The organism is Roseibium sp. (genome assembly GCF_050301095.1).
Classification (GTDB): domain Bacteria; phylum Pseudomonadota; class Alphaproteobacteria; order Rhizobiales; family Stappiaceae; genus Roseibium.
In genome coordinates this window covers 56,859-82,135 of the sequence record NZ_JBNKYW010000170.1, presented here as the reverse complement: position 1 = coordinate 82,135, position 25,277 = coordinate 56,859, and the positions used below count along the sequence as shown (strand labels likewise).

At 59.4% G+C, this 25,277-nt stretch carries 22 protein-coding genes and 3 tRNA genes; 1 reads left to right on the top strand and 24 read right to left on the bottom strand.

Translation table 11 applies throughout. From position 1 onward, the window contains the following. The 22 genes from ACQY7U_RS15970 to tig all read right to left on the bottom strand — a co-directional run. On the bottom strand, nt 1–1,028 hold a 1,028-nt coding region (locus ACQY7U_RS15970), incomplete at its 3' end, for an NADH-quinone oxidoreductase subunit L (protein ID WP_428646246.1). 6 nt (nt 1,029–1,034) lie between these two features. Then, nucleotides 1,035–1,343, bottom strand: a complete 309-nt coding sequence (nuoK, locus tag ACQY7U_RS15965; protein ID WP_094070939.1) for an NADH-quinone oxidoreductase subunit NuoK — start codon at nt 1,341–1,343, stop codon at nt 1,035–1,037. 99 nt (nt 1,344–1,442) lie between these two features. Further along, nucleotides 1,443–2,075: an NADH-quinone oxidoreductase subunit J gene (locus ACQY7U_RS15960; RefSeq protein ID WP_428646243.1), complete on the bottom strand. Its 633-nt coding sequence runs from the start codon at nt 2,073–2,075 to the stop codon at nt 1,443–1,445. Nucleotides 2,076–2,165: 90 nt separating this feature from the next. After that, nucleotides 2,166–2,654, bottom strand: a complete 489-nt coding sequence (gene nuoI, locus ACQY7U_RS15955; RefSeq protein WP_428646241.1) for an NADH-quinone oxidoreductase subunit NuoI — start codon at nt 2,652–2,654, stop codon at nt 2,166–2,168. Between the two features lie 20 nt (nt 2,655–2,674). Continuing rightward, nucleotides 2,675–2,911, bottom strand: a complete 237-nt coding sequence (locus ACQY7U_RS15950) for a hypothetical protein (RefSeq protein WP_428646238.1) — start codon at nt 2,909–2,911, stop codon at nt 2,675–2,677. Beyond that, nucleotides 2,908–3,966 (bottom strand): NADH-quinone oxidoreductase subunit NuoH, encoded by a 1,059-nt coding sequence (nuoH, locus tag ACQY7U_RS15945; protein WP_428646236.1) that lies wholly within the window; start codon nt 3,964–3,966, stop codon nt 2,908–2,910. The genes ACQY7U_RS15950 and nuoH overlap by 4 nt, the downstream gene beginning before the upstream one ends. Nucleotides 3,967–3,982: 16 nt before the next feature. After that, nucleotides 3,983–6,046, bottom strand: a complete 2,064-nt coding sequence (nuoG, locus tag ACQY7U_RS15940; RefSeq protein ID WP_428646234.1) for an NADH-quinone oxidoreductase subunit NuoG — start codon at nt 6,044–6,046, stop codon at nt 3,983–3,985. 26 nt (nt 6,047–6,072) lie between these two features. Then, entirely contained in the window at nt 6,073–7,374 is a 1,302-nt protein-coding gene (nuoF, locus tag ACQY7U_RS15935; RefSeq protein WP_428646231.1) for an NADH-quinone oxidoreductase subunit NuoF, read from the bottom strand. Nucleotides 7,375–7,383: 9 nt separating this feature from the next. Beyond that, entirely contained in the window at nt 7,384–8,598 is a 1,215-nt protein-coding gene (locus tag ACQY7U_RS15930; protein WP_428646229.1) for an NADH-quinone oxidoreductase subunit E, read from the bottom strand. A gap of 81 nt (nt 8,599–8,679) precedes the next feature. Next, nucleotides 8,680–9,864, bottom strand: a complete 1,185-nt coding sequence (locus ACQY7U_RS15925) for an NADH-quinone oxidoreductase subunit D (RefSeq protein WP_428646226.1) — start codon at nt 9,862–9,864, stop codon at nt 8,680–8,682. A gap of 11 nt (nt 9,865–9,875) precedes the next feature. Further along, nucleotides 9,876–10,481, bottom strand: a complete 606-nt coding sequence (locus ACQY7U_RS15920; RefSeq protein ID WP_428646223.1) for an NADH-quinone oxidoreductase subunit C — start codon at nt 10,479–10,481, stop codon at nt 9,876–9,878. Nucleotides 10,482–10,573: 92 nt separating this feature from the next. Continuing rightward, entirely contained in the window at nt 10,574–11,152 is a 579-nt protein-coding gene (locus tag ACQY7U_RS15915) for a NuoB/complex I 20 kDa subunit family protein (RefSeq protein ID WP_428646220.1), read from the bottom strand. Further along, on the bottom strand, nt 11,143–11,508 hold the full coding sequence (locus tag ACQY7U_RS15910; RefSeq protein ID WP_428646217.1) for an NADH-quinone oxidoreductase subunit A: 366 nt from the start codon (nt 11,506–11,508) through the stop codon (nt 11,143–11,145). Before ACQY7U_RS15910 ends, ACQY7U_RS15915 begins: the two co-directional genes overlap by 10 nt. A gap of 506 nt (nt 11,509–12,014) precedes the next feature. Beyond that, nucleotides 12,015–12,091: transfer RNA gene (locus ACQY7U_RS15905), tRNA-Asp, on the bottom strand. Between the two features lie 292 nt (nt 12,092–12,383). Then, nucleotides 12,384–14,042 (bottom strand): Na/Pi cotransporter family protein, encoded by a 1,659-nt coding sequence (locus ACQY7U_RS15900; RefSeq protein ID WP_428646215.1) that lies wholly within the window; start codon nt 14,040–14,042, stop codon nt 12,384–12,386. A gap of 280 nt (nt 14,043–14,322) precedes the next feature. Continuing rightward, nucleotides 14,323–14,398 (bottom strand) — tRNA-Val (locus ACQY7U_RS15895). Nucleotides 14,399–14,529: 131 nt separating this feature from the next. Continuing rightward, nucleotides 14,530–15,186, bottom strand: coding sequence for a hypothetical protein (locus ACQY7U_RS15890; protein WP_428646212.1), 657 nt, complete (start codon nt 15,184–15,186; stop codon nt 14,530–14,532). 179 nt (nt 15,187–15,365) lie between these two features. Next, a complete protein-coding gene (locus ACQY7U_RS15885) occupies nt 15,366–15,641 on the bottom strand; it encodes an HU family DNA-binding protein (RefSeq protein WP_428646254.1) in 276 nt (91 codons plus the stop codon). 187 nt (nt 15,642–15,828) lie between these two features. Further along, nucleotides 15,829–18,258: an endopeptidase La gene (gene lon, locus ACQY7U_RS15880; RefSeq protein WP_428646210.1), complete on the bottom strand. Its 2,430-nt coding sequence runs from the start codon at nt 18,256–18,258 to the stop codon at nt 15,829–15,831. 335 nt (nt 18,259–18,593) lie between these two features. After that, nucleotides 18,594–19,859: an ATP-dependent Clp protease ATP-binding subunit ClpX gene (clpX, locus tag ACQY7U_RS15875; protein WP_428646207.1), complete on the bottom strand. Its 1,266-nt coding sequence runs from the start codon at nt 19,857–19,859 to the stop codon at nt 18,594–18,596. Nucleotides 19,860–20,096: 237 nt separating this feature from the next. Continuing rightward, nucleotides 20,097–20,732, bottom strand: a complete 636-nt coding sequence (gene clpP / locus ACQY7U_RS15870) for an ATP-dependent Clp endopeptidase proteolytic subunit ClpP (RefSeq protein ID WP_428646204.1) — start codon at nt 20,730–20,732, stop codon at nt 20,097–20,099. 203 nt (nt 20,733–20,935) lie between these two features. After that, nucleotides 20,936–22,285, bottom strand: a complete 1,350-nt coding sequence (gene tig / locus ACQY7U_RS15865; protein WP_428646201.1) for a trigger factor — start codon at nt 22,283–22,285, stop codon at nt 20,936–20,938. Nucleotides 22,286–22,673: 388 nt separating this feature from the next. Here tig and ACQY7U_RS15860 point away from each other — a divergent pair, with 388 nt between their 5' ends. Continuing rightward, a complete protein-coding gene (locus ACQY7U_RS15860; protein ID WP_428646198.1) occupies nt 22,674–23,468 on the top strand; it encodes a L,D-transpeptidase family protein in 795 nt (264 codons plus the stop codon). 76 nt (nt 23,469–23,544) lie between these two features. On the opposite strand, the gene ACQY7U_RS15855 is transcribed toward ACQY7U_RS15860, so the two are convergent. Both ACQY7U_RS15855 and ACQY7U_RS15850 read right to left on the bottom strand, forming a co-directional pair. Continuing rightward, a tRNA-Leu gene (locus ACQY7U_RS15855) sits at nt 23,545–23,629 on the bottom strand. Between the two features lie 88 nt (nt 23,630–23,717). After that, nucleotides 23,718–25,253 (bottom strand): NAD(P)H-hydrate dehydratase, encoded by a 1,536-nt coding sequence (locus ACQY7U_RS15850; protein ID WP_428646195.1) that lies wholly within the window; start codon nt 25,251–25,253, stop codon nt 23,718–23,720. Between the last annotated feature and the right edge of the window lie 24 nt (nt 25,254–25,277).

The following is a 25,277-nucleotide window of genomic DNA, read 5'->3' as shown; positions in this document are numbered from 1 at the left end:
ATGCCGATCGAATAGGCGCCGACACCCAGTGCCACGAACATGTAGCCAAGCTGCGAACAGGTCGAATAGGCGATCACGCGCTTGATGTCATTCTGGACGAGACCGACGGTGGCCGCGAAGAACGCCGTGGTCGCCCCGAAGAACACGATCACGGCCAGCGCGGTGTGGGACAGCTCCATCAGCGGCGACAGGCGCGCCACCATGAAGACACCCGCCGTCACCATGGTTGCAGCGTGAATAAGCGCGGAGACCGGCGTCGGGCCTTCCATGGCGTCCGGCAGCCAGGTGTGCAGCAGGAACTGCGCCGACTTGCCCATGGCGCCCATGAAGAGCAGCAGGCAGACGACCGTCATGGCCGTGTGCGGATCAAGATGGTAACCGAGGAAGGTCAGCACCTCGCCATGCCCTTCGATGAAGGACGGCGCATCGTTGAAGATGGTCGTGAACTCGATGCTCTGGAACAGGTAGAACACACCGAAGATGCCGAGCGCGAAGCCGAAGTCGCCGACACGGTTGACGACAAAGGCCTTGATTGCGGCGGCGTTGGCAGATGGCTTCTGGTACCAGAAGCCGATCAGGAGATAGGACGCGAGGCCCACGCCTTCCCAGCCGAAGAACATCTGAAGCAGGTTGTCGGCGGTCACCAGCGACAGCATCGCGAAGGTGAAGAGCGACAGATAGGCAAAGAAACGCGGCCGGTGCGGATCGTGGTGCATGTAGCCGATGGAATAGACATGCACCAGCGCGGACACGGTGTTGACGACCACCAGCATGACGGCGGTCAGCGTGTCGATACGGAGTGACCAGGAAACCTTCAGGTCACCGGTGTTGATCCAGCGGAACAACTCCACGATCTGCAGTTCGGACCCGCCGAGCCAGAAACCGAAGAAGGCGATCCACGAGAGCAGCGCCGCGACGATCAGCAGGCCGCTTGTGACATATTCACTTGCCTTGGCACCGATGGCGCGGCCGAAGAGACCGGCGATCAGGAAGCCGATAAGCGGCAGGAACAGGATTGCGGAATACATCGGCTCCTACCCTTTCATCACGTTGACGTCTTCCACGGCGATGGAGCCGCGGTTCCGGTGGAACACCACCAGGATCGCCAGGCCGATGGCCGCTTCAGCCGCGGCCACGGTGAGCACCAGCATCGTGAACACCTGACCCATCATGTCGCCGAGGAACGACGAAAAGGCGACGAAGTTGATGTTCACCGACAAGAGCAACAGCTCGATGGACATCAATATAACAATCACGTTTTTCCTGTTCAGGAAGATCCCGAAGATCCCGATCGTGAACAGGATGGCCGCGACGGACAGATAGTGCGACAGACCGATTTCCATGGGCGCCTCGCCGTGCTCCCCTCGTTTACCCCAACCGGAAACCGCACGGAGGAGCGTGCCTGTTTCCGGACTTTCTCGAATAACGCAACCCTGGTTGCGTCAGATACCCTTGCCGCTCTCCACTTTCCGGACCTCGATGGAGGTTTCGCGGTTACGCGCAACCTGTTCCGGAATGCTTTGACGCTTGACGTTCGGCTTGTGGCGCAGGGTCAGGACAATGGCCCCGATCATCGCCACCAGCAGCACCAGGCCTGCGACCTGGAAGAAATAGACGTACTTGGTGTACAGCACCGATCCGAGTGCCTGGATGTTTGTGACGCCCTCGGCTCCCGGAACTCCGGCGATCTTGGGCATCGGTTCGGCACCATGTCCGAGCAGGTCCGGCGCGATGATCCATGCCCCCAGGCCCATCAGCAGCTCCACCAGCAGAATGATCCCTATCAGGGCGCCAATGGGCAGGTACTGCAGGAAACCCTGCCGCAGTTCAACGAAGTCCACATCCAGCATCATGACGACGAAGAGGAACAGAACCGCGACGGCGCCGACATAGACCACGACCAGAAGCAACGCCAGATATTCGGCTCCCAGCAGAATGAACAGACCGGCGGAGTTCACGAAGGCCAGGATCAGGAACAGAACCGACGTCACCGGATTGCGGGACGAAATCACCATGAATGCGGACGCCAGGGTGACGCCGGCAAACAGGTAGAAAAAGAGGGCATTCAGGATCATTGTTAGAGACCTGCCTGTGGTGTGGCCGTGCGGCCGGACGTCTGGACCCGGCCGGATTGCCGGGCTGACAACGAAGGTTTCGGTTAGCTCCTAGCGGTAAGGAGCATCCATTTCAATGTTGCGGGCGATTTCCCGTTCCCAACGGTCGCCGTTCGCGAGCAGCTTCTGCTTGTCGTAATAGAGCTCCTCGCGGGTTTCCGTCGCGAATTCGAAGTTCGGCCCCTCGACGATCGCATCCACCGGGCAGGCTTCCTGACAGAAACCGCAATAGATGCACTTGACCATGTCGATGTCGTAGCGCGTGGTCCGGCGCGTGCCGTCGTTGCGCCGCGGACCGGCCTCGATGGTGATCGCCTGAGCCGGACAGATGGCTTCGCACAGCTTGCAGGCGATGCAGCGCTCTTCGCCGTTCGGATACCGGCGCAGCGCGTGTTCGCCCCGGAAGCGCGGGCTAACCGGACCTTTTTCGAACGGATAGTTGACCGTTGGCTTCGGCTTGAAGAAGTAGCGCATCGCCAGGATGAAGGCCGATACGAACTCCTGCAGAAACAGCGATTTGACGGCTTGACTAAGTCCCATCGCTTTTTGCCTCTCTTTCCTCAACCAGCCAGACTGCTGGCCGCCAAATAGCCAATGACCGGGAACCCGATCACCGGAACTCCAAAAATCACGGCGCCAAGAAGCGCCTTGTGTCTTGCGACAAGGCCGCCGTCTCCGCCGGCCTGTCTGTTTTTCATTTCCGTCGCCTGAAGGATCCCCTTCAGGATCTTCCAGTCGAGCCAGCCTATGTAGAGGCCAATGGCGGCCCCGATCACGCCTGCCAGCGAAAGGCTCACGCCGCGCCCGGCGCCCAGCCCATGACCATCAGCACCGTGGCGACAACCACGACCATACCCAGCGACAGCGGCAGGAACACCTTCCAGCCCAGGCGCATCAGCTGGTCATAGCGGTAACGCGGGACCATCGCCTTCACCATGGCGAACATGAAGAAGCCGAGCAGGCACTTGAGCAGGAACCAGACGACGCCCGGAACCCAGGTGAACGGTGCGAAATCGAACGGAGGCAGCCAGCCGCCCATGAAGAAGATGCTCATCAGTGCGCACATCAGGCAGATGGCGACATATTCGCCAAGCATGAACATCATGTACGGGGTCGAACCGTATTCGACCATGAATCCGGCGACCAGCTCGGATTCGGCTTCCGCCATATCGAAGGGCGGACGGTTCGTCTCGGCAAGCGCGGAAACGAAGAACACCACGAACATCGGAAACAGCGGCAGCCAGTACCAGTTCAGGAACGACAGCCACGGCACGCCCAGCATGTCGGCGAGACCGGTCTCCTGAGCCTGAACGATACCGGTCAGGTTCAGAGTGCCCGCGCACAGGAGAACCGTCACGATGACGAAACCGATGGAGACCTCATAGGAGACCATCTGCGCTGCGGAGCGCAGTGCGGACAGGAACGGATATTTCGAGTTCGAAGCCCAGCCACCGATGATAACGCCGTAGACTTCGAGCGAGGACACCGCAAAGACGAACAGGACGCCAACGTTGATATCGGCAATCACCCAACCGTCCGCGACCGGGATCACCGCCCAGGCAGCCAGCGCCAGCAACACCGAAATCAGCGGAGCCAGAAGGAACAGGATCTTGTTGGATCCTGCCGGAATGACCGGCTCCTTCAGCACGAACTTCAGAAGGTCGGCAAAACTCTGTAAAAGCCCCCAGGGTCCGACCACGTTCGGGCCGCGGCGAATCTGAACAGCCGCCCAGATCTTGCGGTCGGCATAAAGCACGTAAGCAACGATCACCAGAAGCACGACCATCAGCAGAATGCTGGTAAACGCCATCCAGAGGAACGGCCAACCGTAGGTCGTCATGAACTCAGCCATATCGGTCCCCTACCCCTTATTCAGCTGCTTCTGCCGCCCGCGACTTGGCGAGCGCCGAACATTCGGCCATCACCTTGGAAGCGCGAGCGATCGGGTTGGTCAGATAAAAGTCGCGGATCGCACCGGCAAATCCGGCGCTGTCCATTTTCGCTTTTGCATTTGCAAGCTTCTCGATATCGGCCGGATCGCCCGCTTCGATTGCATCGACGGCAGCCATATGCGGATGGGCCTCGAAAAGCTTGGCGCGCAACTCGCTGAGCGAATCGAATTCCAGCGTCTGGCCGAGATTGGCCGAAAGCGCACGCAGGATCGCCCAGTCCTCGCGGGCATCGCCCGGAGGAAATGCGCCCCGGTCGGCCATCTGGACACGGCCTTCGGTGTTCACGTAGATCGCGGACTTTTCCGTGTAGGCAGCACCCGGGAGGATCACGTCGGCGCGGTGCGCGCCACGGTCGCCGTGGGTGCCCTGGTAGACGACAAATGCGCCTTCCGGAACGTCGACTTCGTCCACACCGAGCAGGAAGAGAAAGTCGAGCGCACCCGGCTCCAGCATCTGGCCGGTATCCTTGCCGCCCTCGCCCGGCACAAAACCGAGGTCGAGCGCACCGACCTGGGAGGCTTCCGTGTGCAGGATGTTGAACCCGTTCCAGCCGTCCTTGACAACGCCGAGCGACTTGGCCGCTGCCGCGATGGTCGCCAGAACCTCGGCTCCGTCCGGCCGGTTCAGGGCACCTTGCCCGACGATGAACATGGGACGTTCGGCCTTTGCCGGTGCGTGTTCGACAAACTGCTTCAGGCTCTCCGGACCGGCACCGAGATAGGTCACCGGATAGGTCAGGTCAGCATTTTCGCCGATCAACCCGATATTCACGTCGCCGCGCACCCAACGCTTGCGGATGCGGGCATTCAGCACCGGTGCTTCCTGGCGCGGGTTGGTGCCGATCAGCATGATCGCATCGGCTTCCTCGATCCCCTGGATCGTGGAATTGAAGAGATAGCTGGCGCGGCCGTTCTTAGGATGCAGCGGAGAACCCGGGAAGCGGCTGTCGAGGTTGGCGACACCCAGCTTTTCCATCAGGCTCTTCAGCGCGAACATGTCTTCGACACCCGCGAGCTGTCCTGCAAGAGCGCCGATCCGGTCTGCGGAAGCGCCCTTCACCTTGTCTGCGATGATCTGGAAAGCCTCTGACCAGGAAACCGGCTGCAGCTTGCCGTCCTTCTTCGCGTAAGGCCGGTCGAGACGCTGTGTCTTGAGGCCGTCCCAGATGTAACGCGCCTTGTCGGAGATCCACTCTTCGTTGACCGCCTCGTTCAGGCGCGGCATCACGCGCATGACTTCCTTGCCGCGCGTATCAACCCGGATCGCGGATCCGACCGCGTCCATCACGTCGATGCTTTCGGTCTTGTTCAGTTCCCACGGACGGGCATGGAACTCGTAGGGCTTGTGGGTCAGTGCACCGACCGGGCAAAGGTCGGCAACGTTGCCCTGCATTTCAGACGAAAGCGCCGCTTCCAGATAAGTGGTGATTTCCGCGTCTTCGCCGCGTCCGATCAGCCCCATATCGGTCACGCCGCAAACTTCCGTGGTAAATCGGACGCAGCGGGTGCAGTGAATGCAGCGTGTCATGATCGTCTTGATCAGCGGACCGATTTCCTTGTTCTCGACGGCGCGCTTGTTCTCGTGGAACCGGGACCCGTCGACCCCATAGGCCATGGCCTGGTCCTGCAGGTCACACTCGCCGCCCTGGTCGCAGATCGGGCAATCCAGCGGGTGGTTGATGAGCAGGAACTCCATCACCCCTTCGCGGGCCTTCTTGACCATCTCGGACTTGGTCTCGACCACCGGCGGTTCGCCGTTCGGGCCCGGACGCAGGTCCTTCACGCCCATGGCGCAGGAGGCCGTCGGCTTGGGCGGTCCGCCCTTCACTTCCACCAGGCACATGCGGCAGTTGCCCGCGATGGACAGCCGGTCGTGGTAACAGAAGCGCGGAACTTCGGCGCCCGCCTCTTCACAGGCCTGAAGCAGCGTGTAGTCCGCCGGGACATCCACTTCCTTGCCGTCGATGATGAGCTTCGTCATCCGTTGCTCTCCAAATCCCGTTCCGCTTACTCAGCCGCCACCATCGTCGAAGAAGACTTCGACTTGGCGACATAGTCATCGATGCGTTGCTCGATGACCGGCCGGAAATTCCTGATCAAACCCTGGATCGGCCAGGCGGCCGCATCCCCGAGTGCACAAATCGTGTGGCCTTCAACTTGCTTGGTCACGTTGAACAGCATGTCGATCTCCTCATAGGAGGATTCGCCCTTCACCATGCGTTCCATCACGCGCCACATCCAGCCGGTGCCTTCACGGCACGGCGTGCACTGGCCGCAGCTTTCGTGCTTGTAGAAGTAGGAAAGCCGCGCGATCGCCTTGATGATGTCCGTTGACTTGTCCATGACGATCACGGCTGCTGTGCCGAGGCCCGAGCCGAGGCCGCGCAGCGTGTCGAAGTCCATCGGCGCGTCCTTGATCTGCTCCGCCGTCAGGCACGGAACGGAAGATCCGCCCGGAATCACGGCCAGCAGGTTGTCCCAGCCGCCGCGGATACCAGCGCAATGCTTCTCGATCATTTCCGCGAAGGGAACGCCCAGCTCTTCCTCGAAGGTCGAGGGCTGATTGACGTGGCCTGAGACGCAGAAGAGCTTGGTGCCGGTGTTGTTCGGACGGCCGAGCGCGGAGAACCAGGCTGCGCCGCGGCGCAAGATGGTCGGTGCGACGGCGATCGATTCCACGTTGTTCACGGTGGTCGGACAGCCGTAGAGACCGACGTTCGCCGGGAACGGCGGCTTCAGGCGCGGCTGGCCCTTCTTGCCTTCCAGGCTCTCCAGCAGCGCGGTTTCCTCGCCGCAGATATAGGCGCCGGCGCCGTGGTGAACGTAGATGTCGAAATCGTAGCCGTTCTTGTTGTTCTTGCCGATCAGCCCGGCGTCATAGGCCTGGTCGATCGCGGCCTGCAGGCGCTCACGCTCGCGGATGAATTCACCGCGCACATAGATGTAGGCGGCAATCGCGCCCATCGCGAAGCCAGCCACGAGACACCCTTCGACCAGCGTATGCGGGTCGTGGCGCAGAATTTCGCGGTCCTTGCAGGTGCCCGGCTCCGATTCGTCGGCGTTAACGACCAGATAAGCCGGACGGCCGTCGGATTCCTTGGGCATGAACGACCACTTCAGGCCGGTCGGAAAGCCCGCGCCGCCACGGCCGCGCAGACCCGAATCCTTCATTTCCTGAACGATCCAGTCGCGGCCCTTGTCGAGCAGCGCCTTGGTGTTGTCCCACTGGCCGCGCTTCTTCGCGCCTTCCAGGCCCCAGTCATGCAGACCGTAGATATTGGTGAAGATCCGATCCTGATCCTTCAGCATCTCTTCCCCCTAGTCTTCGCTCTTGGAGGAGGCCACTTCACCGGCTTCCACGCGCTTGGAAAATTCTGTGTCTTCGCCCGATGCCAGGATCTTCGCCTGCTCGATCCAGCCGTCACGTTCGATCCGGCCCTTGAACTTGAGGCGGCTGTCGACCCAGGCGATTTCGGCGGCACCCCAACCGGCGACCTGATCGAAATGGTAGAAACCGAGTTCGTTCAGCGTGGCTTCGAGCTTCGGACCGACACCTTTAAGCTTTTTCAGGTCGTCCGGCTTGCCGCCGCGCGCTTCCTTCAAAAGCTCCGGTTCCTTTTCAGAAACAGCTTCTTCGGGTGCGGCCGCGGCTGCCGGCTTGGCCTTGGCGGCCGCCTTCGGCTTTTCAGCTTTCTCCGCCGGCTTCTCGGCTACCTTCTTCGGCGCAGGCGCCGCAGCAGGCGCTTCGGTTTTCTTGCCGGCTCTGGCGGCAAATTCGGCCTTCACCTTGGCAACGGCATCTTCCGCCGGGGTCGGCACGCCGTCATAGTCGTTGCCGCCCGCGTTGATCGCAGCGCCTGCAAAGGCGTGGGACGCTTTCTCGGAACCGTCGACAACATGGGGAACCGGAAGCTCACCCTTGGTGTTGTCGTCGATTTCGGACAGCGAAGTCTGTCCGCCCTCGGGCATGGAGAACCGTCGGCCGTTCTGCGGTCCCGGGGTCACTTCCTTGCCCGCCGCGATATCGTCGATGAGCTGGTTGAAGCTGTCCGGGGTCAGGTCTTCGTAGGTGTCCTTGAAGATCTGCACCATCGGCGCGTTGACACAGGCGCCGAGGCACTCGACCTCTTCCCAGGAGAACATGCCGTCTTCTGAAATCTCGTGCATGTGCTTGGCAATGCGCGATTTGCAGATCTTGATGAGGTCTTCAGCGCCCCTGATCTGGCACGGCGTCGTGCCGCAGACCTGGATGTGGGCTTTCTTGCCGACCGGCTGCAGCTGGAACATGGTGTAGAAGGTCGCCACTTCCAGAACCCGGATCCTGGGCATGTCGAGCAGCTCCGCGATGTAGCGGATCGCGGGCTCGCTGACCCAGCCGTCATTCTGTTCCTGCGCACGCCACAAAAGCGGAATGACCGCGGAGGCCTGACGGCCAGCCGGATAGCGGTCGATCAGCTTCTTCGCCCATGCGAGGTTCTTCTCGGTGAACTCGAAGCTTTCTGGTTGTTCCGCGGCAAGTCGGCGAACTGCCATGGTGTTATCCCCGTTCTGTCACAATGACCGGAGCCGGACGGACGGCTGCCAGGGTCGAAAAAATGTGGCGGGCCGCCCGCATCAGCGGTCGACCTCACCGAACACGATGTCCATGGACCCCAGCACCGCCGACACGTCGGCGAGCATGTGGCCACGGCACAGGAAGTCCATTGCCTGCAGATGAGCGTATCCCGGCGCCTTGATCTTGCAGCGGTACGGCTTGTTGGTGCCGTCCGCCACGAGGAAGACGCCAAACTCACCCTTCGGCGCCTCGACGGCGGCGTAAACTTCGCCGGCCGGGACGTGATAGCCTTCGGTGTAGAGCTTGAAGTGATGGATCAGCGCTTCCATGGAGCGCTTCATGTCACCGCGCTTTGGCGGCACGATCTTGCCGTCGGTAGAGGAAACCGGTCCGGTTTCCACGGTCAGCTTTTCCAGGCACTGCTTCATGATCCGGACCGACTGGCGCATTTCTTCCATGCGGATCAGGTAACGGTCATAACAGTCGCCGTTCTTGCCGATCGGAATGTCGAACTCGAGTTCGGAATAGCACTCATAGGGCTGTGACTTGCGCAGGTCCCAGGCCGCACCCGAACCGCGCACCATGACGCCCGAGAAGCCCCAGGCCCAGGCATCGTCCAGTTCGACGACGCCGATGTCGACGTTGCGCTGCTTGAAGATGCGGTTGTCGGTCAGAAGGCCTTCAATATCGTCCAGGGTCTGCAGGAACGGATCGCAGAAATCCCAGATATCGTCGAGCAGGTCGCGCGGCAGATCCTGATGGACACCACCCGGACGCACATAGGCAGAGTGCATGCGGGCGCCGCAGGCGCGCTCGTAGAACACCATCAGCTCTTCACGCGGCTCGAAGCCCCATAGCGGCGGCGTCAGGGCGCCGACGTCCATGGCCTGCGTGGTCACGTTGAGAAGGTGCGACAGGAGACGGCCGATCTCAGAGTAGAGCACCCGGATCAACTGGCCGCGCTTCGGAACCTCGACCCCCATGAGCCGCTCGACGGCCAGCGCAAAGGCGTGTTCCTGGTTCATCGGCGCCACGTAGTCCAGGCGGTCGAAATAGGGAACGGCCTGCAGATAGGTCTTTTGCTCGATCAGCTTCTCGGTGCCGCGATGCAGAAGACCGATATGCGGGTCCACACGGGTCACAACCTCGCCGTCCAGTTCCAGAACCAGGCGCAACACGCCGTGGGCAGCCGGGTGCTGCGGACCGAAGTTGATATTGAAATTGCGAACCTGAGCCTCAGCCATCGGGACCAGCCTTAATTCGTTGTTGCTTTTTCATCGCCGGGCAGCACGTAGTCCGTGCCTTCCCAGGGCGAGAGGAAATCGAAAGAGCGCATTTCCTGATTGAGACGCACCGGCTCGTAGACGACACGCTTCTTTTCGTCGTCATAACGCACTTCAACAAACCCGGTGACCGGGAAGTCCTTGCGCAGCGGATGGCCGTCGAAACCGTAGTCCGTCAGGATGCGGCGCAGATCCGGGTGGCCGGAGAAGAGGATGCCGTACATGTCGTAGGCTTCGCGTTCGAACCATTCCGCACCCGGAAAAACCGGCGTCAACGAAGCGACCGGTGTCTCCGCATCGGTTGTGACCTTGACGCGGATTCGCTGGTTCTGCATCGGCGACAGGAAGTGGTAGACGACGTCGAAACGTTTTTCACGCTCCGGATAGTCCACACCGCAAATATCCGTCAGGTTGACAAACTTGCAGGAGCTGTTGTCACGCAGGAAACGGACCGCGTCGACGATAGCGGTCGCGGCCACGGTCAGCGTCAGCTCACCATATTCGACTTTCCACGACACAAGGGACTCACCCAGGCCAAGCTCGATATGCTCAGCGAGTTCCTTCAAAGTCTCGTCCATCGTGTTCGACCTCACTCCCCAGGAGCCTCTTTAACGGGACGCAGTGCGTCCGGATCTTTCAAGATTCGCCGCCTTCAAGGGGCGGCAAACTCTCAGCGTTCGATTGTACCGGTACGTCGGATCTTCTTTTGCAGCATCAGGACGCCATAAAGAAGAGCCTCAGCGGTCGGAGGGCATCCCGGGACATAAATGTCGACCGGAACAACGCGGTCACAGCCGCGCACGACCGAGTAGGAATAGTGATAGTAGCCGCCACCATTGGCACAGGAGCCCATGGAGATGACGTAACGCGGCTCCGGCATCTGGTCATAGACCTTGCGCAGGGCCGGCGCCATCTTGTTGGTCAGCGTGCCGGCGACGATCATCACGTCGGACTGACGCGGAGATGCGCGCGGGGCGAAACCGAAACGTTCGGCATCGTAGCGCGGCATGGACATCTGCATCATTTCAACGGCGCAGCAGGCCAGACCGAAGGTCATCCACATCAATGACCCGGTGCGCGCCCACTGGATCAGATTGTCGGTGGAGGTGACAAGAAAGCCCTTGTCGGCCAGTTCGTCGTTTACTTCCAGGAAAAACGGATCATCGGCGCCGACCGGCTTGCCGGTGTTCGGATCGATAATGCCCTTCGGCTGCTGCGCAATGAGCGGCTCGGTCGAGGTCAATCCCATTCCAGCGCTCCCTTTTTCCATTCGTAGATAAATCCGACGGTCAGAACACCGAGGAAGACCATCATGGACCAGAACCCGAACCAACCGAGTTCGCCGAACACTGTTGCCCAAGGGAACAGGAAGGCGACCTCAAGGTCGAAGATGATGAAAAGGATCGAGACCAGGTAGAAACGCACGTCGAATTTCATGCGCGCGTCGTCAAAGGCGTTGAAACCGCATTCATAGGCCGACAGTTTTTCCGGATCCGGGTTCTTGTAGGCCAGGATGAACGGAGAAATGAGCAGCGCAAGGCCGATCACCAGGGCAATGCCGATGAACACCACGATCGGGATATATTCCCGCAAGAGTTCTTCCATGTCTTTCGCGTCCTTGCATATGGATGCGGATCGGGAGGCGATCCGGTGCCAGGGCCAGGTGCCCTCAAGTCCTGTTTTCCAACCGGCCATGCAAAACCGGTCGGTCAATCGAGACCAACATGCGAGCGCACGCTTATCTTACGACTTGGTGCAACGCAAGACCCCGTTGCGGTCAAACTCTTGCCATGTTTGAACCAACTTCCTGCCGATCCCCTGCAAATCCTTGGTTTCAGCCAATTTGCGGCAAGACAAAAACTTTACACAAGTGGCGGGGAATTATGCCGCACCCACGGCGGATTTCCACCCCTTGCACAGAATCGGAAAGGAAACCCGGGCAAAGCGCAAAACATCAGAAAAATGAAGACACTGCGGTTTGTACGTGCAACTGCGTAAACAAGATCAAGCGCAACGGACCACAATGGCCGACGCAACCTGCACAGGCCTGCTTACATCTTGCTTGAAGGGTTTTCTGGAAGTGTCTGAGACTTCGGGAGAAGTACCGTGAGTGGCGCGAGTGACGGGGCTCGAACCCGCGACCTCCGGCGTGACAGGCCGGCACTCTAACCAACTGAGCTACACCCGCTTCGCTCGGCGACGTGTTGTCGCCGTGAAGTGGCGCTGATGTACGGCGGCAGGATGAGGAAGTCAAGCACCCTAATTGATCCGAATTGCCGTTTTTTGACAAAGCCGCGGCCAAACTCGGTTTTTCAGACAAAAGCGGATGTCATTCAGTGTGGATAACTTACTGTTTCCCAAAGAAATAATCGGTAGGAATCCTCCTCGCCTGCACGGTCCGGCCCAGGCTCGCCATTTTTTCAGATACGCACTGTCAGACAACAGGATCTCGTATCGGAGAATCCTTTCCGGAACCGGCCTCATTCGGCCGGCACCAGCCTCGTTTCGCGCAATTGCCCTTCACGCGCCAGAAGGGGCACGGCCGCCGCCGCGAACAGGGAATTGATCTCCTTCAGACTGCGCATGACTTCCAGATGCGCATTGCTTGATTCCATGCTCTCCAGGGTTCTCGACTTCAGCCGGTCAAGATGCCGGTCGTGGCTTTCACGTTCCAGCTCGCGCATCTTGTCCTTTTCCGCAATCAGCTCACGCGCAGAAGCGACATCCCCCGAAACCAGAACATTCAAGGACAGTTCCATGTTTGCCAGAACACGGTCATGCATCCGCGTCAGTTCCCTCAGACCTTCGTCGGAGAAACCGATCTTGTTCTTCTGAAGTTCGAGCGCCCGCTCCAGCAGGTTTTTGGCGACCAGATCCCCTGCCCGTTCCAAATTTACCGCGAAGCTGACAAGCTCCATGCTGCGCTCCGCCTCTTCGGCCGAGAGCTCTCCACGGTTGACTTCGGCAACATAGAGCTTGATCGCAGAGTGAATGCTGTTGACCTGTTCATCGATGATCTGCAGCCTGCGAATTTCCTCCTCGCTGCCGTTTTCAAGCATCAGAATAACCGGTCTGGCCATGACCTCGACCAGCTCTCCCATGCGCAGGAGTTCGCGCGTGGCACTTGCCAGTGCCTGCCGCGGGCTGCCGATTGCGCGTGGATCAAGCGCGCTTTGCGGCAAAAGCCGTTCTGCCTCTCCCTCCTTCCGGCTTTCGGGAACGATCCGCTCGACAAGCCATCCCATGAGGCCGGTCAGCGGCAGACAGGCGCAGACGAGGGCCAGATTGAACAGCACATGAAACCCGACGACCTGCTGTGCCGGATGACTGCTGATCTTCTCAAGCGGTATGTCGACCGAACCGACAAGAAACATTGCCAGGCTCGCCCCGCCCAGCCGGAAGATGAAATTGCCGAGCGGCAACAGCTTGGCTTTCCGGTCCATTCCCCGCGTCAGCCAAAGTGCAACGAGACCTGCACCGATATTGGCGCCGAGCACCAGCGGCATCGCCGCTTCCAGGGACACGCCGGCGTTCTGCACAAATGCGGCAATCATCAGCACCGCGGCGACGCTGGAATGAACCAGAAAGGCCAGCAAAGCCCCGACCAGCAGTGCGGTTGAGGCATCCTGCGCCAGATAGCCGGCGACTTGCGGCATGAACCGCGCTTCCTTGAAGGGCGTCGTTGCCTCACCGATCATCTGCAGGGAGATCAGAATGAACGCGATGCCGAGCAAGATCCGGCCGGTCTGTTTTGCGGACCTGGAATCAATTTTCAGAAACAGCCATGCCCCGACCGCCAGTAGCATCGGCACCAGCCAGCTCAGGTCGAAGACCAGAAACTGAACGACGAGCGACGACCCAAGGTCCGCTCCCAGCAGCACCGCGAGACCCGCCGCGGTGGTGATGAACCCGGAGGTGGCAAAGCCTGCAGCAAGCATTGCCACTGCCGTGGCACTCTGCAGCAGGATCGCGACTGCGGTTCCTGAAACAGCCCCCGCAACCGGACCGGACGAGGCCTTGCCGATAGCCCGCCTGAGCGCCGGTCCCGACGCCCGTTCAAAACCGGTACGCACCATACGGACCGCATAAAGGAGCAGCATGACCGCCCCGAACATCTTTATCAAAACGAGAAGTGCCATTTGGTAAGATACTACCCCTCAACGTCTTTTTATTTAGCCGCGTAAGTTTATAGGAACTCTGGAAGGAAGGGAACCGGGCAGTTCGGTGCAAGCGCCGACTTGTCGCAAAATTACCGCTGGCAGCCGGTAAATTGACAGTCACGATCAGGAAAGAGAGGGCTGCGGGAGTGCAAGAGAATCACCCTTGCCGAGGCCTGCGGCCGGATGACTGCACACGCAAGCAGCAATCAGCGCCGCATCAAGGCATGCACCGACAGAATATTGATTTCAAAGGGGGGAATGGTGGGCGATGAGAGACTCGAACTCCCGACATCTTCGGTGTAAACGAAGCGCTCTACCAACTGAGCTAATCGCCCTCAACGAGGTGAGACGCCTTTTAGGAGGTCCCTCAACGCTTGGCAAGAGCAAATTGTAAGATTTCCTCCTCCCCTCCCAAACCTGTGGATGACGGCCTGCAAGGCCCGTCCCTTCTCAAAAACGGAGAAGGTCAACGCAGGCTGTAGGCAAACTTCAGCATTTCGGTGAGCCCGCGCTGAGGGTCGTCCGCCGCCAGTCCGTTGCGGTTGAAAAACTGGACAAGGCGAGCGATGCCCTGATGGTCGTTCGGACCTCGAGGCGGCGGCTGATCCATCAGTTTGGCCGCGATGACCCAGGACATGGTTCGCCGGAAACGTTTTTGATTGGCGGAGAACTCAGGGTTGCTTGCCGCCTTTTCAAACAGGCGGCCCCATTCCTGGTTGACCGCGTCGTTGATCGCCTCGATACGGATGAACCCGGCCTTGCCCGGACTGCGCGCCTTGTTGAGCAGATGATCGATGTTGTAGCCGGCCAGATCGTCGCTCTTGGCCTTGATCCCGTAGACCTGCGCGACAAAACCGAGCCAGGCCTTCTGATAGGAGGAATACCCAGCCCTCACCCAGACGCTGGCATTCTGGTCCGGATTGCCGGGCTTGCGGACAATGGCAACATTCTTAAGGCTACGCCGTCCGGCTTTTTCCGTCTCGACGGTCTCATCGAAGTCACCCAGAAAAACCAGGCGCCCCAACCTCTCTGGATGCTCGACCTGAACCTGCACCAGCGGATCTTGAATCCAGGCTTCGAAGAGCGCACGCTGGCGCCTGCTGATCAGTGCATGCAGCGTCATTCCGGATCTCCCAAATGTCCGAATGCTGCTCCCAGAATACCCAATCAACCAGGACGAAAACAGCGGCTGCGTCACAACTCTTCGAAATTGGGACCTGGTCCTGGCCTGTAAAACGGAAAAAACCCCGCTCCCGGTTTCCCGGGAACAGGGTCTCACAAAGACTGTCTGTCTCAGAACGATTAAGCGTTCACAGCGTCTTTCAGGCCTTTGCCGGCCTTGAACTTCGGCGTCTTGGAAGCCGGGATCTGAATCGTTTCGCCAGTCCGCGGGTTGCGGCCTTCAGTGGCTGCACGCTCGGAAACCGTAAAGTTGCCAAAACCGATGATGCGGACTTCGTCGCCGCCCTTCAGCGTCTGGGTGACAGCATCAAAAGTTGCGTCAACTGCTTCGCCTGCCTGCGCCTTGGTGAGGCCGGTCTTTTCTGCAACAGCTGCGATCAAATCGTTCTTGTTCATAGCAGATACCTTTCTAAGAAACGGCAGAGTGCCGACGATTCCTGTCAGCGCCGTTGCGCGAAATTCGCGAGATTTGCTCCGAAACGCAAGTGGTTTTTTCGCAGAAAACCGCCATTTTGACCGATTATTCAAAAGAAAAGCCCCGGATTGACCGGGGCTTCGCGTTTTGTGCAGTGCACCAAGGCTGTTAATGGGCCAAAACACCTGACGTGTCTTCGTCGCTTTTGCTCGCCTTGGCTGCTTCCTTGGCAGCATTTTCATCCCATTCAATGGGCTCCGGCACTCGGGTAAGAGCGTTTTTGAGAACCTCGTCCACACCTGAAACCGGGATGATTTCAAGCGAGTTTTTGACCGAGTCCGGAATTTCCGCCAGATCCTTGGCATTGTCTTCCGGGATCATCACCAGCTTGATACCGCCGCGCAGGGCCGCCAGGAGTTTTTCCTTCAGACCACCGATCGGCAGCACGCGGCCACGCAAGGTGATTTCGCCCGTCATGGCCACATCGCGGCGGACCGGAATTCCGGTCATGGCCGAAATCACGGCAGTCGCCATGGCGATACCGGCGGACGGACCGTCCTTGGGGGTTGCGCCTTCCGGCACGTGCACGTGGATGTCCGTCTTGTCGAAGGTTGGCGGTTCGATTCCGAAATCAATTGCACGGGAGCGAACATAGGATGCCGCCGCCGAAATCGATTCCTTCATCACGTCCCGCAGATTGCCGGTCACGGTCATCTTGCCCTTGCCCGGCATCATCACGCCTTCGATGGTGAGCAGCTCGCCGCCGACTTCCGTCCATGCCAAACCGGTGACAACACCAACCTGGTCTTCCAGTTCGGCTTCGCCATACCGGTACCGCGGCACGCCGAGATATTTCTCGACCACTTCCTGCGTGACCGTGACGCTCTCCTTGTCGCTCATCAGGATATCCTTGACCGCCTTACGGGCCAGGGTTGCCATTTCACGTTCAAGGTTACGCACCCCGGCTTCGCGGGTGTAGCGGCGGACGACGAACTGCAGCGCATCGTCCTCGATGGAGAACTCGCCTTCACGCAGACCGTGATCCTTTTCCGCCTTCGGGATGAGGTGACGGCGGCAGATTTCCACCTTTTCCTCTTCCGTGTAGCCGGCGATCCGGATGATTTCCATGCGGTCCATCAGAGGCCCGGGAATATTCAGCGTGTTGGCCGTCGTCACGAACATCACGTCCGACAGGTCGTATTCGACCTCCAGGTAGTGGTCCATGAACGAGGAGTTCTGTTCCGGATCGAGCACCTCCAGCAGAGCCGAGGACGGGTCGCCACGGAAATCCATGCCCATCTTGTCGATCTCGTCGAGCAGGAAGAGCGGATTGGATTTCTTCGCCTTCTTCATCGACTGGATGACCTTGCCGGGCATCGATCCGATGTAGGTCCGGCGGTGGCCGCGGATTTCCGCTTCATCGCGCACGCCGCCGAGCGACATGCGGACGAACTCACGGCCCGTAGCCTTGGCAATGGACTTGCCGAGCGAGGTCTTGCCGACACCGGGAGGGCCGACGAGGCAGAGGATCGGACCACGCAGCTTGTTGGCCCGGCTCTGGACCGCGAGATATTCCACGATCCGTTCCTTGACCTTGTCGAGGCCGTAGTGATCGGTGTCGAGGACTTTCTCGGCAAAGGCCAGGTCGTGCTTGACCTTGGATTTCTTGCTCCACGGAATACCGATCAGCCAGTCGAGATAATTGCGCACGACGGTCGCTTCCGCGGACATCGGGCTCATCTGCTTCAGCTTCTTGATCTCGGCAGCCGCCCGTTCGCGCGCTTCCTTGGTCAGCTTGGTCTTCTTGATCTTTTCCTCAAGTTCCGCGATTTCGTCGCGGCCGTCCTCGCTGTCGCCAAGTTCCTTCTGAATGGCCTTCATCTGCTCATTCAGATAGTACTCGCGCTGGGTCTTCTCCATCTGCCGCTTGACGCGGGAGCGGATGCGTTTTTCCACCTGCAGGACGGAAATCTCGCTTTCCATCATGCCAAGGACACGTTCCAACCGCTCCGCGACGGAAACGATGCCGAGGATTTCCTGCTTTTCCGGGATCTTGATCGCAAGATGCGACGCAATCGTATCGGCGAGCTTGGAATAGTCGTCGATCTGGTTGACCGCGCCGAGAACCTCGGGTGAAACCTTCTTGTTCAGCTTCACATAGTTCTCGAACTCGGAAACGACCGACCGTGCCAGCGCCTCGACTTCGATATGTTCGCCGTCGCGCTCCGGCAGGACCGTTGCAGTTGCCTCGAAATAGTCCGCGCGATCTGAATATTCGCCGATTTGCGCACGCGCGCCCCCCTCGACAAGCACCTTCACCGTGTTGTCCGGAAGCTTCAGGAGCTGCAGCACGGTTGCGAGCGTGCCGACATTGTAGATCTGGTCGGGGTTGGGATCGTCATCCGCAGCATTCACCTGGGTTGCCAGGAGAATATGCTTGTCGGTGGTCATCACCTCTTCCAGCGCCTTGATCGACTTTTCACGGCCGACGAACAACGGCACAATCATGTGCGGGAAGACAACAATGTCACGCAGGGGCAGAACGGGATAGACAGCCGTGCTGTCCGGATCGGTGGCGCGGATTTCTGCGTCGCTCATTATTTTTTCCTTTCTCAGCGTGTCCGGGCCCCACTCGATAAAAGGCAGCCAGAACACTGGAAAACGGCTTTCGGACTTGAGGTTCCGATTGGCCGGACCACAGCACCCCAACTGGGCGCGCTGACGGTCCGCTCGAGCCGTCCTTTCGATCTATTAGGTGGACACCGGACAAGCCGGTGTCAAGGCAATGGAGTGGAATGTAGAAGTCTTGTCTGTTGACGACTCAACATGTTGGTGGAAAACGCGGCAGGCCTCTCCCCAAGGCGTCCAAAAAGCAAAATGCCGCCTCGAGAGGCGGCATTCCGTTGTTTCCTTGCCGGACTGCCCAGACAGTCTCAGGCGCTGGTTGCGGAGGTTTCTTCCCGGTCCTCGTAGATGTAGAGGGGCCGGGCCTCGCCCTTGACCACTTCCGCCGAAATGACGACTTCCTTGACGCCCTTCAACCCCGGAAGCTCGTACATGGTATCGAGCAGGATCGCCTCCAGGATGGACCGCAGGCCGCGGGCGCCGGTCTTGCGCTCGATCGCCCTGCGAGCGATTGCCTTCAGGGCCTCGTCGTGGAAAGACAGCTCCACCTGCTCCATCTCGAAAAGACGCTGGTACTGCTTGACGAGCGCGTTCTTCGGCTCGGTCAAAATGGTCACCAGGGCATCTTCGTCGAGGTCTTCCAAGGTCGCGATCACCGGCAGGCGGCCGACGAATTCCGGAATAAGGCCGAACTTCAGCAGATCTTCCGGCTCCAGTTCCGCGAAGAGCTCGCCGATACGGCGGTCTTCAGGAGCATGAACCTTGGCCTGGAAGCCGATGGACGTCTGGGTTCCGCGATCGGAGATGATCTTGTCGAGACCCGCGAACGCGCCACCGCAGATGAACAGGATGTTGGTCGTGTCCACCTGCAGGAATTCCTGCTGCGGATGCTTGCGCCCGCCCTGGGGCGGAACGGAGGCCACCGTGCCTTCCATGATCTTCAGCAGTGCCTGCTGAACACCTTCGCCGGACACGTCGCGGGTGATCGACGGATTGTCGGCCTTGCGGCTGATCTTGTCGACCTCATCGATGTAGACGATGCCGCGCTGCGCACGTTCCACGTTGTAGTCCGCCGACTGCAGCAGTTTCAGAATGATGTTCTCGACATCCTCGCCCACGTAACCGGCTTCGGTCAGCGTTGTGGCGTCGGCCATCGTGAAGGGGACGTCCAGAATACGGGCAAGGGTCTGTGCCAGCAGCGTCTTGCCGCAGCCGGTCGGGCCCACCAGCAGAATGTTGGACTTCGCCAGTTCCACGTCGTTGTTCTTGGAGGCGTGGTTCAGGCGCTTGTAGTGGTTGTGAACGGCAACCGACAGAACCTTCTTCGCGCTGCCCTGTCCGATCACGTAATCGTCCAGTACGTCGCGAATCTCCTGAGGGGTCGGGATCCCGTCCCGCGACTTCACCAGCGAGGACTTGTTTTCCTCGCGAATGATATCCATGCACAGCTCGACACATTCATCGCAAATGAAAACAGTCGGGCCGGCGATCAGCTTGCGAACCTCGTGCTGGCTCTTGCCGCAAAAGGAGCAGTAAAGCGTATTCTTAGAATCGCTGCCGCTGGCCTTGGTCATGTAGTCAACCTCGCGTTTCCGGGGAGTGCTTCCCCTTATCTTTCCGGTTCCGGGCCAGATTAAGGCTCAACCGGTTTTGAAGGAGCGCCGGAGCACCGCTTCAAATGGGATGTCACCATGCTTCACCATTAAAAATCAATATAGGTTTAAGGCGAAGATGAAAACCCGGCATCAAACCGGGAAAAACCGGCCTTTTCGCAGGAAAGTTGTACCATGCTTAAGGCCGGGTAAGCCTCTTTAGCTTTCGGCCTCGTCCCCAAGGGTCGTGCGGTCGGCGATCACCTTGTCAACGATACCGAATTCCTTGGCCCTTTCAGCGGTCATGAAGTTGTCGCGCTCCAGCGCTTCTTCAACCTGATCGAGGCTCTGGCCGGTGTGCTTGACGTAAATGTCATTGAGCCTGCGCTTCATGGCCAGAATTTCCTGTGCATGAAGCATGATGTCGGCAGCCTGACCGCGGAAACCGCCGGAAGGCTGATGCACCATCACGCGTGCATTCGGCAAAATGAATCGCATTCCCTTCTCGCCGGCAGCCAGCAGCAGCGAGCCCATGGAAGCCGCCTGACCGATGCAGAGCGTCGACACTGCAGGCCGGATGAACTGCATGGTGTCGTAAATGGCCAGACCCGAGGTCACGAGCCCCCCGGGCGAGTTGATGTAGATGGCGATTTCCTTGCTCGGGTTTTCCGCTTCCAGGTAAAGAAGCTGGGCGCTGATCAAGGTTGCCACGTGATCTTCCACCGGACCGGTCAGGAAGATGATGCGCTCCTTCAAAAGGCGCGAATAGATATCGAAGGCCCGCTCGCCCCGGTTCGTCTGTTCGACAACCATCGGCACGAGAGTGTTCATGTAGATATCGACAGGATCCTTCATACCTCATCCATATGCTTGAGATGATGCCCGGCGTTGGACCGGGCAGAAAACAGACCCATGAGCGCATCGATCAGGGCCTGACTCGAAAAAAGCGACACCCCGTATATATGGGATGTCGCTCTCAACGCAAAGTCATGACAGATGCGGCGTGAAAGCAAAGTTAAATCTGCCGCCGCATCTGGGGATTTTCCGGGAAAACGCGATCAGGCGTCCTCCTCATCCTCGTTCACCAGCTTTTCCAGCTCTTCCTTGGTCACCGTCTTGTCGGTCACCTTGGCGAGCTCCAGCATGAAGTCGACGACTTTTTCCTCGTAGATCGGTGCGCGCAGGGAAGCGAGCGCCTGCTGGTTGTTCTTGTAGAACTCGAACACCTGCTGTTCCTGGCCCGGGAACTGGCGGACGCGGTCGTAGAGCGCGCGCTGCAGTTCTTCGTCGGTGACCTGAATGTCGTTCTTTTCACCGATTTCGGAAAGAACCAGACCGAGGCGGACACGGCGTTCGGCGATCTTGCGATATTCCGCCTTCGCCTCTTCTTCCGTCGTGTCTTCGTCCTCGAAGGTCTTTTCGTTGCGCTTCATGTCCTCTTCGACCTGACGCCAGACAACGTCAAACTCGGAGTTGAGCAGCTTTTCCGGCAGGTCGAAGGAATAGTGATCGTCGAGCTTGTCGAGCAGCTGGCGCTTCACGCGCTGGCGGGTCAGGGCGCCAAACTGGCTCTCGATCTGGCCGCGCACGATTTCCTTCAGCTTGTCGAGCGATTCCAGGCCCAAGCCCTTGGCGAATTCGTCGTCGACAGTGACTTCGCCCGGAGCGGCCACTTCCTTGACGTTGACATCGAAGGTGGCTGCCTTGCCGGCCAGATGTGCTGCCGGATAGTCTTCCGGGAAGGTCACTTCCAGAACCTTCTCGTCGCCTGCCTTGACGCCGATCAGCTGATCTTCGAAGCCCGGAATGAACTGACCGGAGCCAAGAACCAGCATGCCGTTTTCGTCGGCACCGCCTTCGAACGGCTCGCCGTCGATCTTGCCCACATAGGACATGGTCACGCGGTCGCCGTTTTCGGCTGCCCCGTCCTTGGTTTCGAACGGTGTGTTGTTCTTGGCGATGTCGGCAACCTGGCTGTCGACTTCCTCGTCGGCAATCTCGACGACCGGACGTTCGATTTCGAAGCCGGCGAAATCGACGATTTCGAATTCGGGCAGCACGTCATAGGTCATCTTGAACGACAGATCGGCGTCACCTGCCATGATCTTTTCGGCGTCTTCGTCCGGCAGATCGATTTCCGGGGTCAGAGCCGGGCGCTCGGAGCGCTCTTCGACAGCCTTCTGAGTGGTTTCCTGGATGGTGTTCGACAGGATCTCGGCCATGGCCTGACGGCCATACATCTTCTTCAGGTGCGCGAGCGGAACCTTGCCCGGCCGGAAGCCCTTGATGTTGGCTTTGCCTTTAAGGTCGGCCATGTATTCATCGAGCTTGGCGGCGAGGTCGCCTGCCGGAATGTCGATCTTGAGCTCTCGCTTGAGGCCCTCGGCGAGGGTTTCTGTTACCTGCATGGGTTTTGCATCCTCGATCCGCAGCGGCAATCCGCCCCGGAAGTTTTGTTTTAAAATCCCGTGTGCCGCACTGCCCGCGCTCCCCTTTTGGCGGAAGCGTTCAAACAGCAATGCATCGCCTTGAAGAGACTCCAAGACGCACGATGGGAGCGCGATAAAGCTTGGGCCTGAAAGTGTCAAGGGCAGACGGCCGATTTGGGGGCGGAAACGGGGCGAATTTCAGCTCCCGGCACACTGGCCCAGCCTGAAAAATGAACCCCGCTCGCCACGCGGGTCAAATCTCGAACGGCCCTCCCCGGTTCGCGCCAGCCCGCAATCGCCCACAAAATGTCTTCTTTGGATACCAGACAGGAAAACCACTCTTCTCAGGAACAGCTTGGTGGCACACATGATCCGACGCCTCAGAGGGCATGCTGCCATTTGTATCGCCATCGCGCTTGTCGCGCTTTCATCGCTCACGGCCACTGCTCATTTGTTGTGGGGCCGGTACAGCCTGCCGGGTTCGGCGTCGTTGAGTGATGTCGAAGCCAGAGTACTTCCCAGACTTCAAAGAGATCTGTCCGCCATGGGTCTCTTACTCGGATCACCGGTCCACATCCGGATATTCAAGGAAAGCAGTGAGCTGGAAATGTGGGTTCGCAAGCAGCAAGGAGGTTACGAGCTCTTCAAATCCTACCCTATCTGCAGCTACTCGGGCACGCTCGGACCGAAACTGAAAGAGGGTGACAGACAAAGCCCGGAAGGTTTCTACACGGTCACTCCCGAGCAGATGAACCCGAACAGCAGCTACCATCTGTCGTTCAATCTCGGTTTTCCGAACGCCTTCGACAGAAGCCATCACCGTACCGGCAGCTATCTGATGGTGCACGGCAATTGCCTCTCGATCGGCTGCTACGCAATGACCGACGCAGGCATCGAGGAAATCTACGTCCTGGCAAACGAGAGTTTCAAGAAAGGGCACGGCTCGTTCGACGTGCACGTCTTTCCCTTCAAAATGACCGAAGACAATCTGCAGCGGCACAGCGGATCAGAATGGGAGGATTTCTGGCGAAATCTGAAGGAAGGCTCCGACATCTTCGAAGAAACCCTCTCGCCTCCGATCATTGGCGTGAAAGCGGGCCGCTATGACATCAATCCCTCGTGGAAGACGCCGCCAGATGTAGACACCGGCAGAGGCACTTAAGCAACCCGAATGTTGTTTGCGCCAAGAAAGGGGAAATCGCGCTCAAGCCGTCCGAAGGGCAGTGGCGCCAAAATGATGGTGCGGATGGAGGGACTTGAACCCCCACGCCTTGCGGCACCAGAACCTAAATCTGGCGTGTCTACCAATTTCACCACATCCGCGTCGCAGGGCTTTGGGCACCCTGCGTTTGAAGCGGAGCCTCTATAGCACCGCTGATTTTCCCGTCAAAGCAAAAAGCTTACGCGCCCCTCACCTGCCGGAACATTTGTCCACAAGTGCGCTGATCACGGGTTTCAAGGCCGGCGCCAGGTCCTCTGCAATCAACCCGGGCCCCGCTTCGCCGCCGGCTTCGCCATGCAGCCAGACGGCCTGACAGGCGGCGGAAAAACCAGGAACCCCCTGCGCCAGTAGTCCGGCGGCAATACCGGCCAGAACGTCTCCTGAGCCTGCCGTCGCCAACCAGGGAGGTGCATTTGTGTTGATCGCCGCCGACCCGTCAGGAGCGGAGATCACCGTATCCGGCCCCTTCAGGATGACGACAGCACCGGAATGAGCCGCCGCCTCCCGGGTCCGATCCAACTTGCCGCCCTTAACGTCCGGAAACAGACGGGCAAACTCACCCTCATGCGGCGTCAGGATGACAGGAGCGCCACTTTCCCTGATACAGGCAAACAACCTTTCAGGATCTTCGGAAAAACTCGTCAGCGCATCCGCGTCCAGAACGGTGGCCCGGCCTTGCCGCAAGACAGTGCAAACCGCCTCGCAAGTACTCGCTCCAACGCCATAACCAGGGCCCATGAGAACGGTATTGAGACGCGTGTCCGCAAGCAACGCGGATATTCCCTCCACGCCGGTGACCTTTTTCAGCATGACAGCGGTCAGATGGCAGGCATTGACCATGACGGCATCCGGCGGTGACGCCAGCGTGACCAGCCCCGCTCCTGCCCGCAGCGCTGCTCCGGCCGAAAGACGAGCAGCCCCGGTGGCAGTCACAGGTCCGCCAAAGACGACCACATGGCCTCTGGAATACTTGTGTCCGCGGACTTGCGGGCCGGGCCAGTCCGAAAGCCAGAGTTCCGGCGTGTTTTCAAATGTGGCGGGCACGATCTCGTCGAGCACGTCTGGGGGAATTCCGATGTCCGAAACCGTTATTTCGCCACAGAACTCTCTTCCCGGAAAGAGCAGATGGCCTGGTTTTTCCAGAAAGAACGTAACGGTCGCCCGCGCCTTAATCGCCTCGCCGAGGATCTCGCCCGACAGCCCGCTGACGCCCGACGGCAGATCGACGGAGAGCACCGGCACCTGCAAGCGGTTCACCGCTTCTACGAGTGTCCGGACAGGACCGGACAGTGGCCGGTCCAGACCTGCACCGAACAGGGCATCGACAACAAGATCCGCCTCTTCAAGCACAGCGATCAAATCGCCCGCGACTTGAGCGCCCTGGCAAACGGATGCGTGCGAAAGCCCCATTCGCTGAAAGGCCACCAGCGCGTCGCCCTTCAATTCCCCTGCTTCCTTCAGGAGCCGAACCTCCACGGACAAGCCCATTGCCACCAGACACCGGGCGGCAATGAACCCGTCCCCGCCATTGTTTCCGGGCCCACAAAGAACCAGAACCCTGCCACCACCCGGGATCATCCGAGCGGCAGCTCGGGCGACAGCCTGTCCCGCCCGCTCCATCAGATCGATACCGGGCATCCCGCCGGCAATGGCGAGCCGGTCCGCCCGCCCCATTTGCTCCGGAGACAACACTGCTTTCCCTGAACGCCACTTGTCTGCACACATTCTCGGCAAGACCTCCACTTCGTT

What these genes read in the sequence shown, in the direction of transcription:
- ACQY7U_RS15925 (WP_428646226.1), bottom strand. Translation starts at nt 9,864, where the DNA reads ATGGCTGAGGCTCAGGTTCGCAATTTCAATATCAACTTCGGTCCGCAG.
- ACQY7U_RS15890 (WP_428646212.1), bottom strand. Translation starts at nt 15,186, where the DNA reads ATGACGCTGCATGCACTGATCAGCAGGCGCCAGCGTGCGCTCTTCGAA.
- ACQY7U_RS15920 (WP_428646223.1), bottom strand. Translation starts at nt 10,481, where the DNA reads ATGGACGAGACTTTGAAGGAACTCGCTGAGCATATCGAGCTTGGCCTG.
- clpP (WP_428646204.1), bottom strand. Translation starts at nt 20,732, where the DNA reads ATGAAGGATCCTGTCGATATCTACATGAACACTCTCGTGCCGATGGTT.
- ACQY7U_RS15860 (WP_428646198.1), top strand. Translation starts at nt 22,674, where the DNA reads ATGATCCGACGCCTCAGAGGGCATGCTGCCATTTGTATCGCCATCGCG.
- ACQY7U_RS15910 (WP_428646217.1), bottom strand. Translation starts at nt 11,508, where the DNA reads ATGGAAGAACTCTTGCGGGAATATATCCCGATCGTGGTGTTCATCGGC.
- lon (WP_428646210.1), bottom strand. Translation starts at nt 18,258, where the DNA reads ATGAGCGACGCAGAAATCCGCGCCACCGATCCGGACAGCACGGCTGTC.
- nuoI (WP_428646241.1), bottom strand. Translation starts at nt 2,654, where the DNA reads ATGGGACTTAGTCAAGCCGTCAAATCGCTGTTTCTGCAGGAGTTCGTA.
- ACQY7U_RS15960 (WP_428646243.1), bottom strand. Translation starts at nt 2,075, where the DNA reads ATGATCCTGAATGCCCTCTTTTTCTACCTGTTTGCCGGCGTCACCCTG.
- ACQY7U_RS15915 (WP_428646220.1), bottom strand. Translation starts at nt 11,152, where the DNA reads ATGGGATTGACCTCGACCGAGCCGCTCATTGCGCAGCAGCCGAAGGGC.
- ACQY7U_RS15930 (WP_428646229.1), bottom strand. Translation starts at nt 8,598, where the DNA reads ATGGCAGTTCGCCGACTTGCCGCGGAACAACCAGAAAGCTTCGAGTTC.
- ACQY7U_RS15885 (WP_428646254.1), bottom strand. Translation starts at nt 15,641, where the DNA reads ATGAACAAGAACGATTTGATCGCAGCTGTTGCAGAAAAGACCGGCCTC.
- nuoF (WP_428646231.1), bottom strand. Translation starts at nt 7,374, where the DNA reads ATGCTGAAGGATCAGGATCGGATCTTCACCAATATCTACGGTCTGCAT.
- nuoK (WP_094070939.1), bottom strand. Translation starts at nt 1,343, where the DNA reads ATGGAAATCGGTCTGTCGCACTATCTGTCCGTCGCGGCCATCCTGTTC.
- clpX (WP_428646207.1), bottom strand. Translation starts at nt 19,859, where the DNA reads ATGACCAAGGCCAGCGGCAGCGATTCTAAGAATACGCTTTACTGCTCC.
- ACQY7U_RS15850 (WP_428646195.1), bottom strand. Translation starts at nt 25,253, where the DNA reads ATGTGTGCAGACAAGTGGCGTTCAGGGAAAGCAGTGTTGTCTCCGGAG.
- nuoH (WP_428646236.1), bottom strand. Translation starts at nt 3,966, where the DNA reads ATGGCTGAGTTCATGACGACCTACGGTTGGCCGTTCCTCTGGATGGCG.
- nuoG (WP_428646234.1), bottom strand. Translation starts at nt 6,046, where the DNA reads ATGACGAAGCTCATCATCGACGGCAAGGAAGTGGATGTCCCGGCGGAC.
- ACQY7U_RS15900 (WP_428646215.1), bottom strand. Translation starts at nt 14,042, where the DNA reads ATGGCACTTCTCGTTTTGATAAAGATGTTCGGGGCGGTCATGCTGCTC.
- tig (WP_428646201.1), bottom strand. Translation starts at nt 22,285, where the DNA reads ATGCAGGTAACAGAAACCCTCGCCGAGGGCCTCAAGCGAGAGCTCAAG.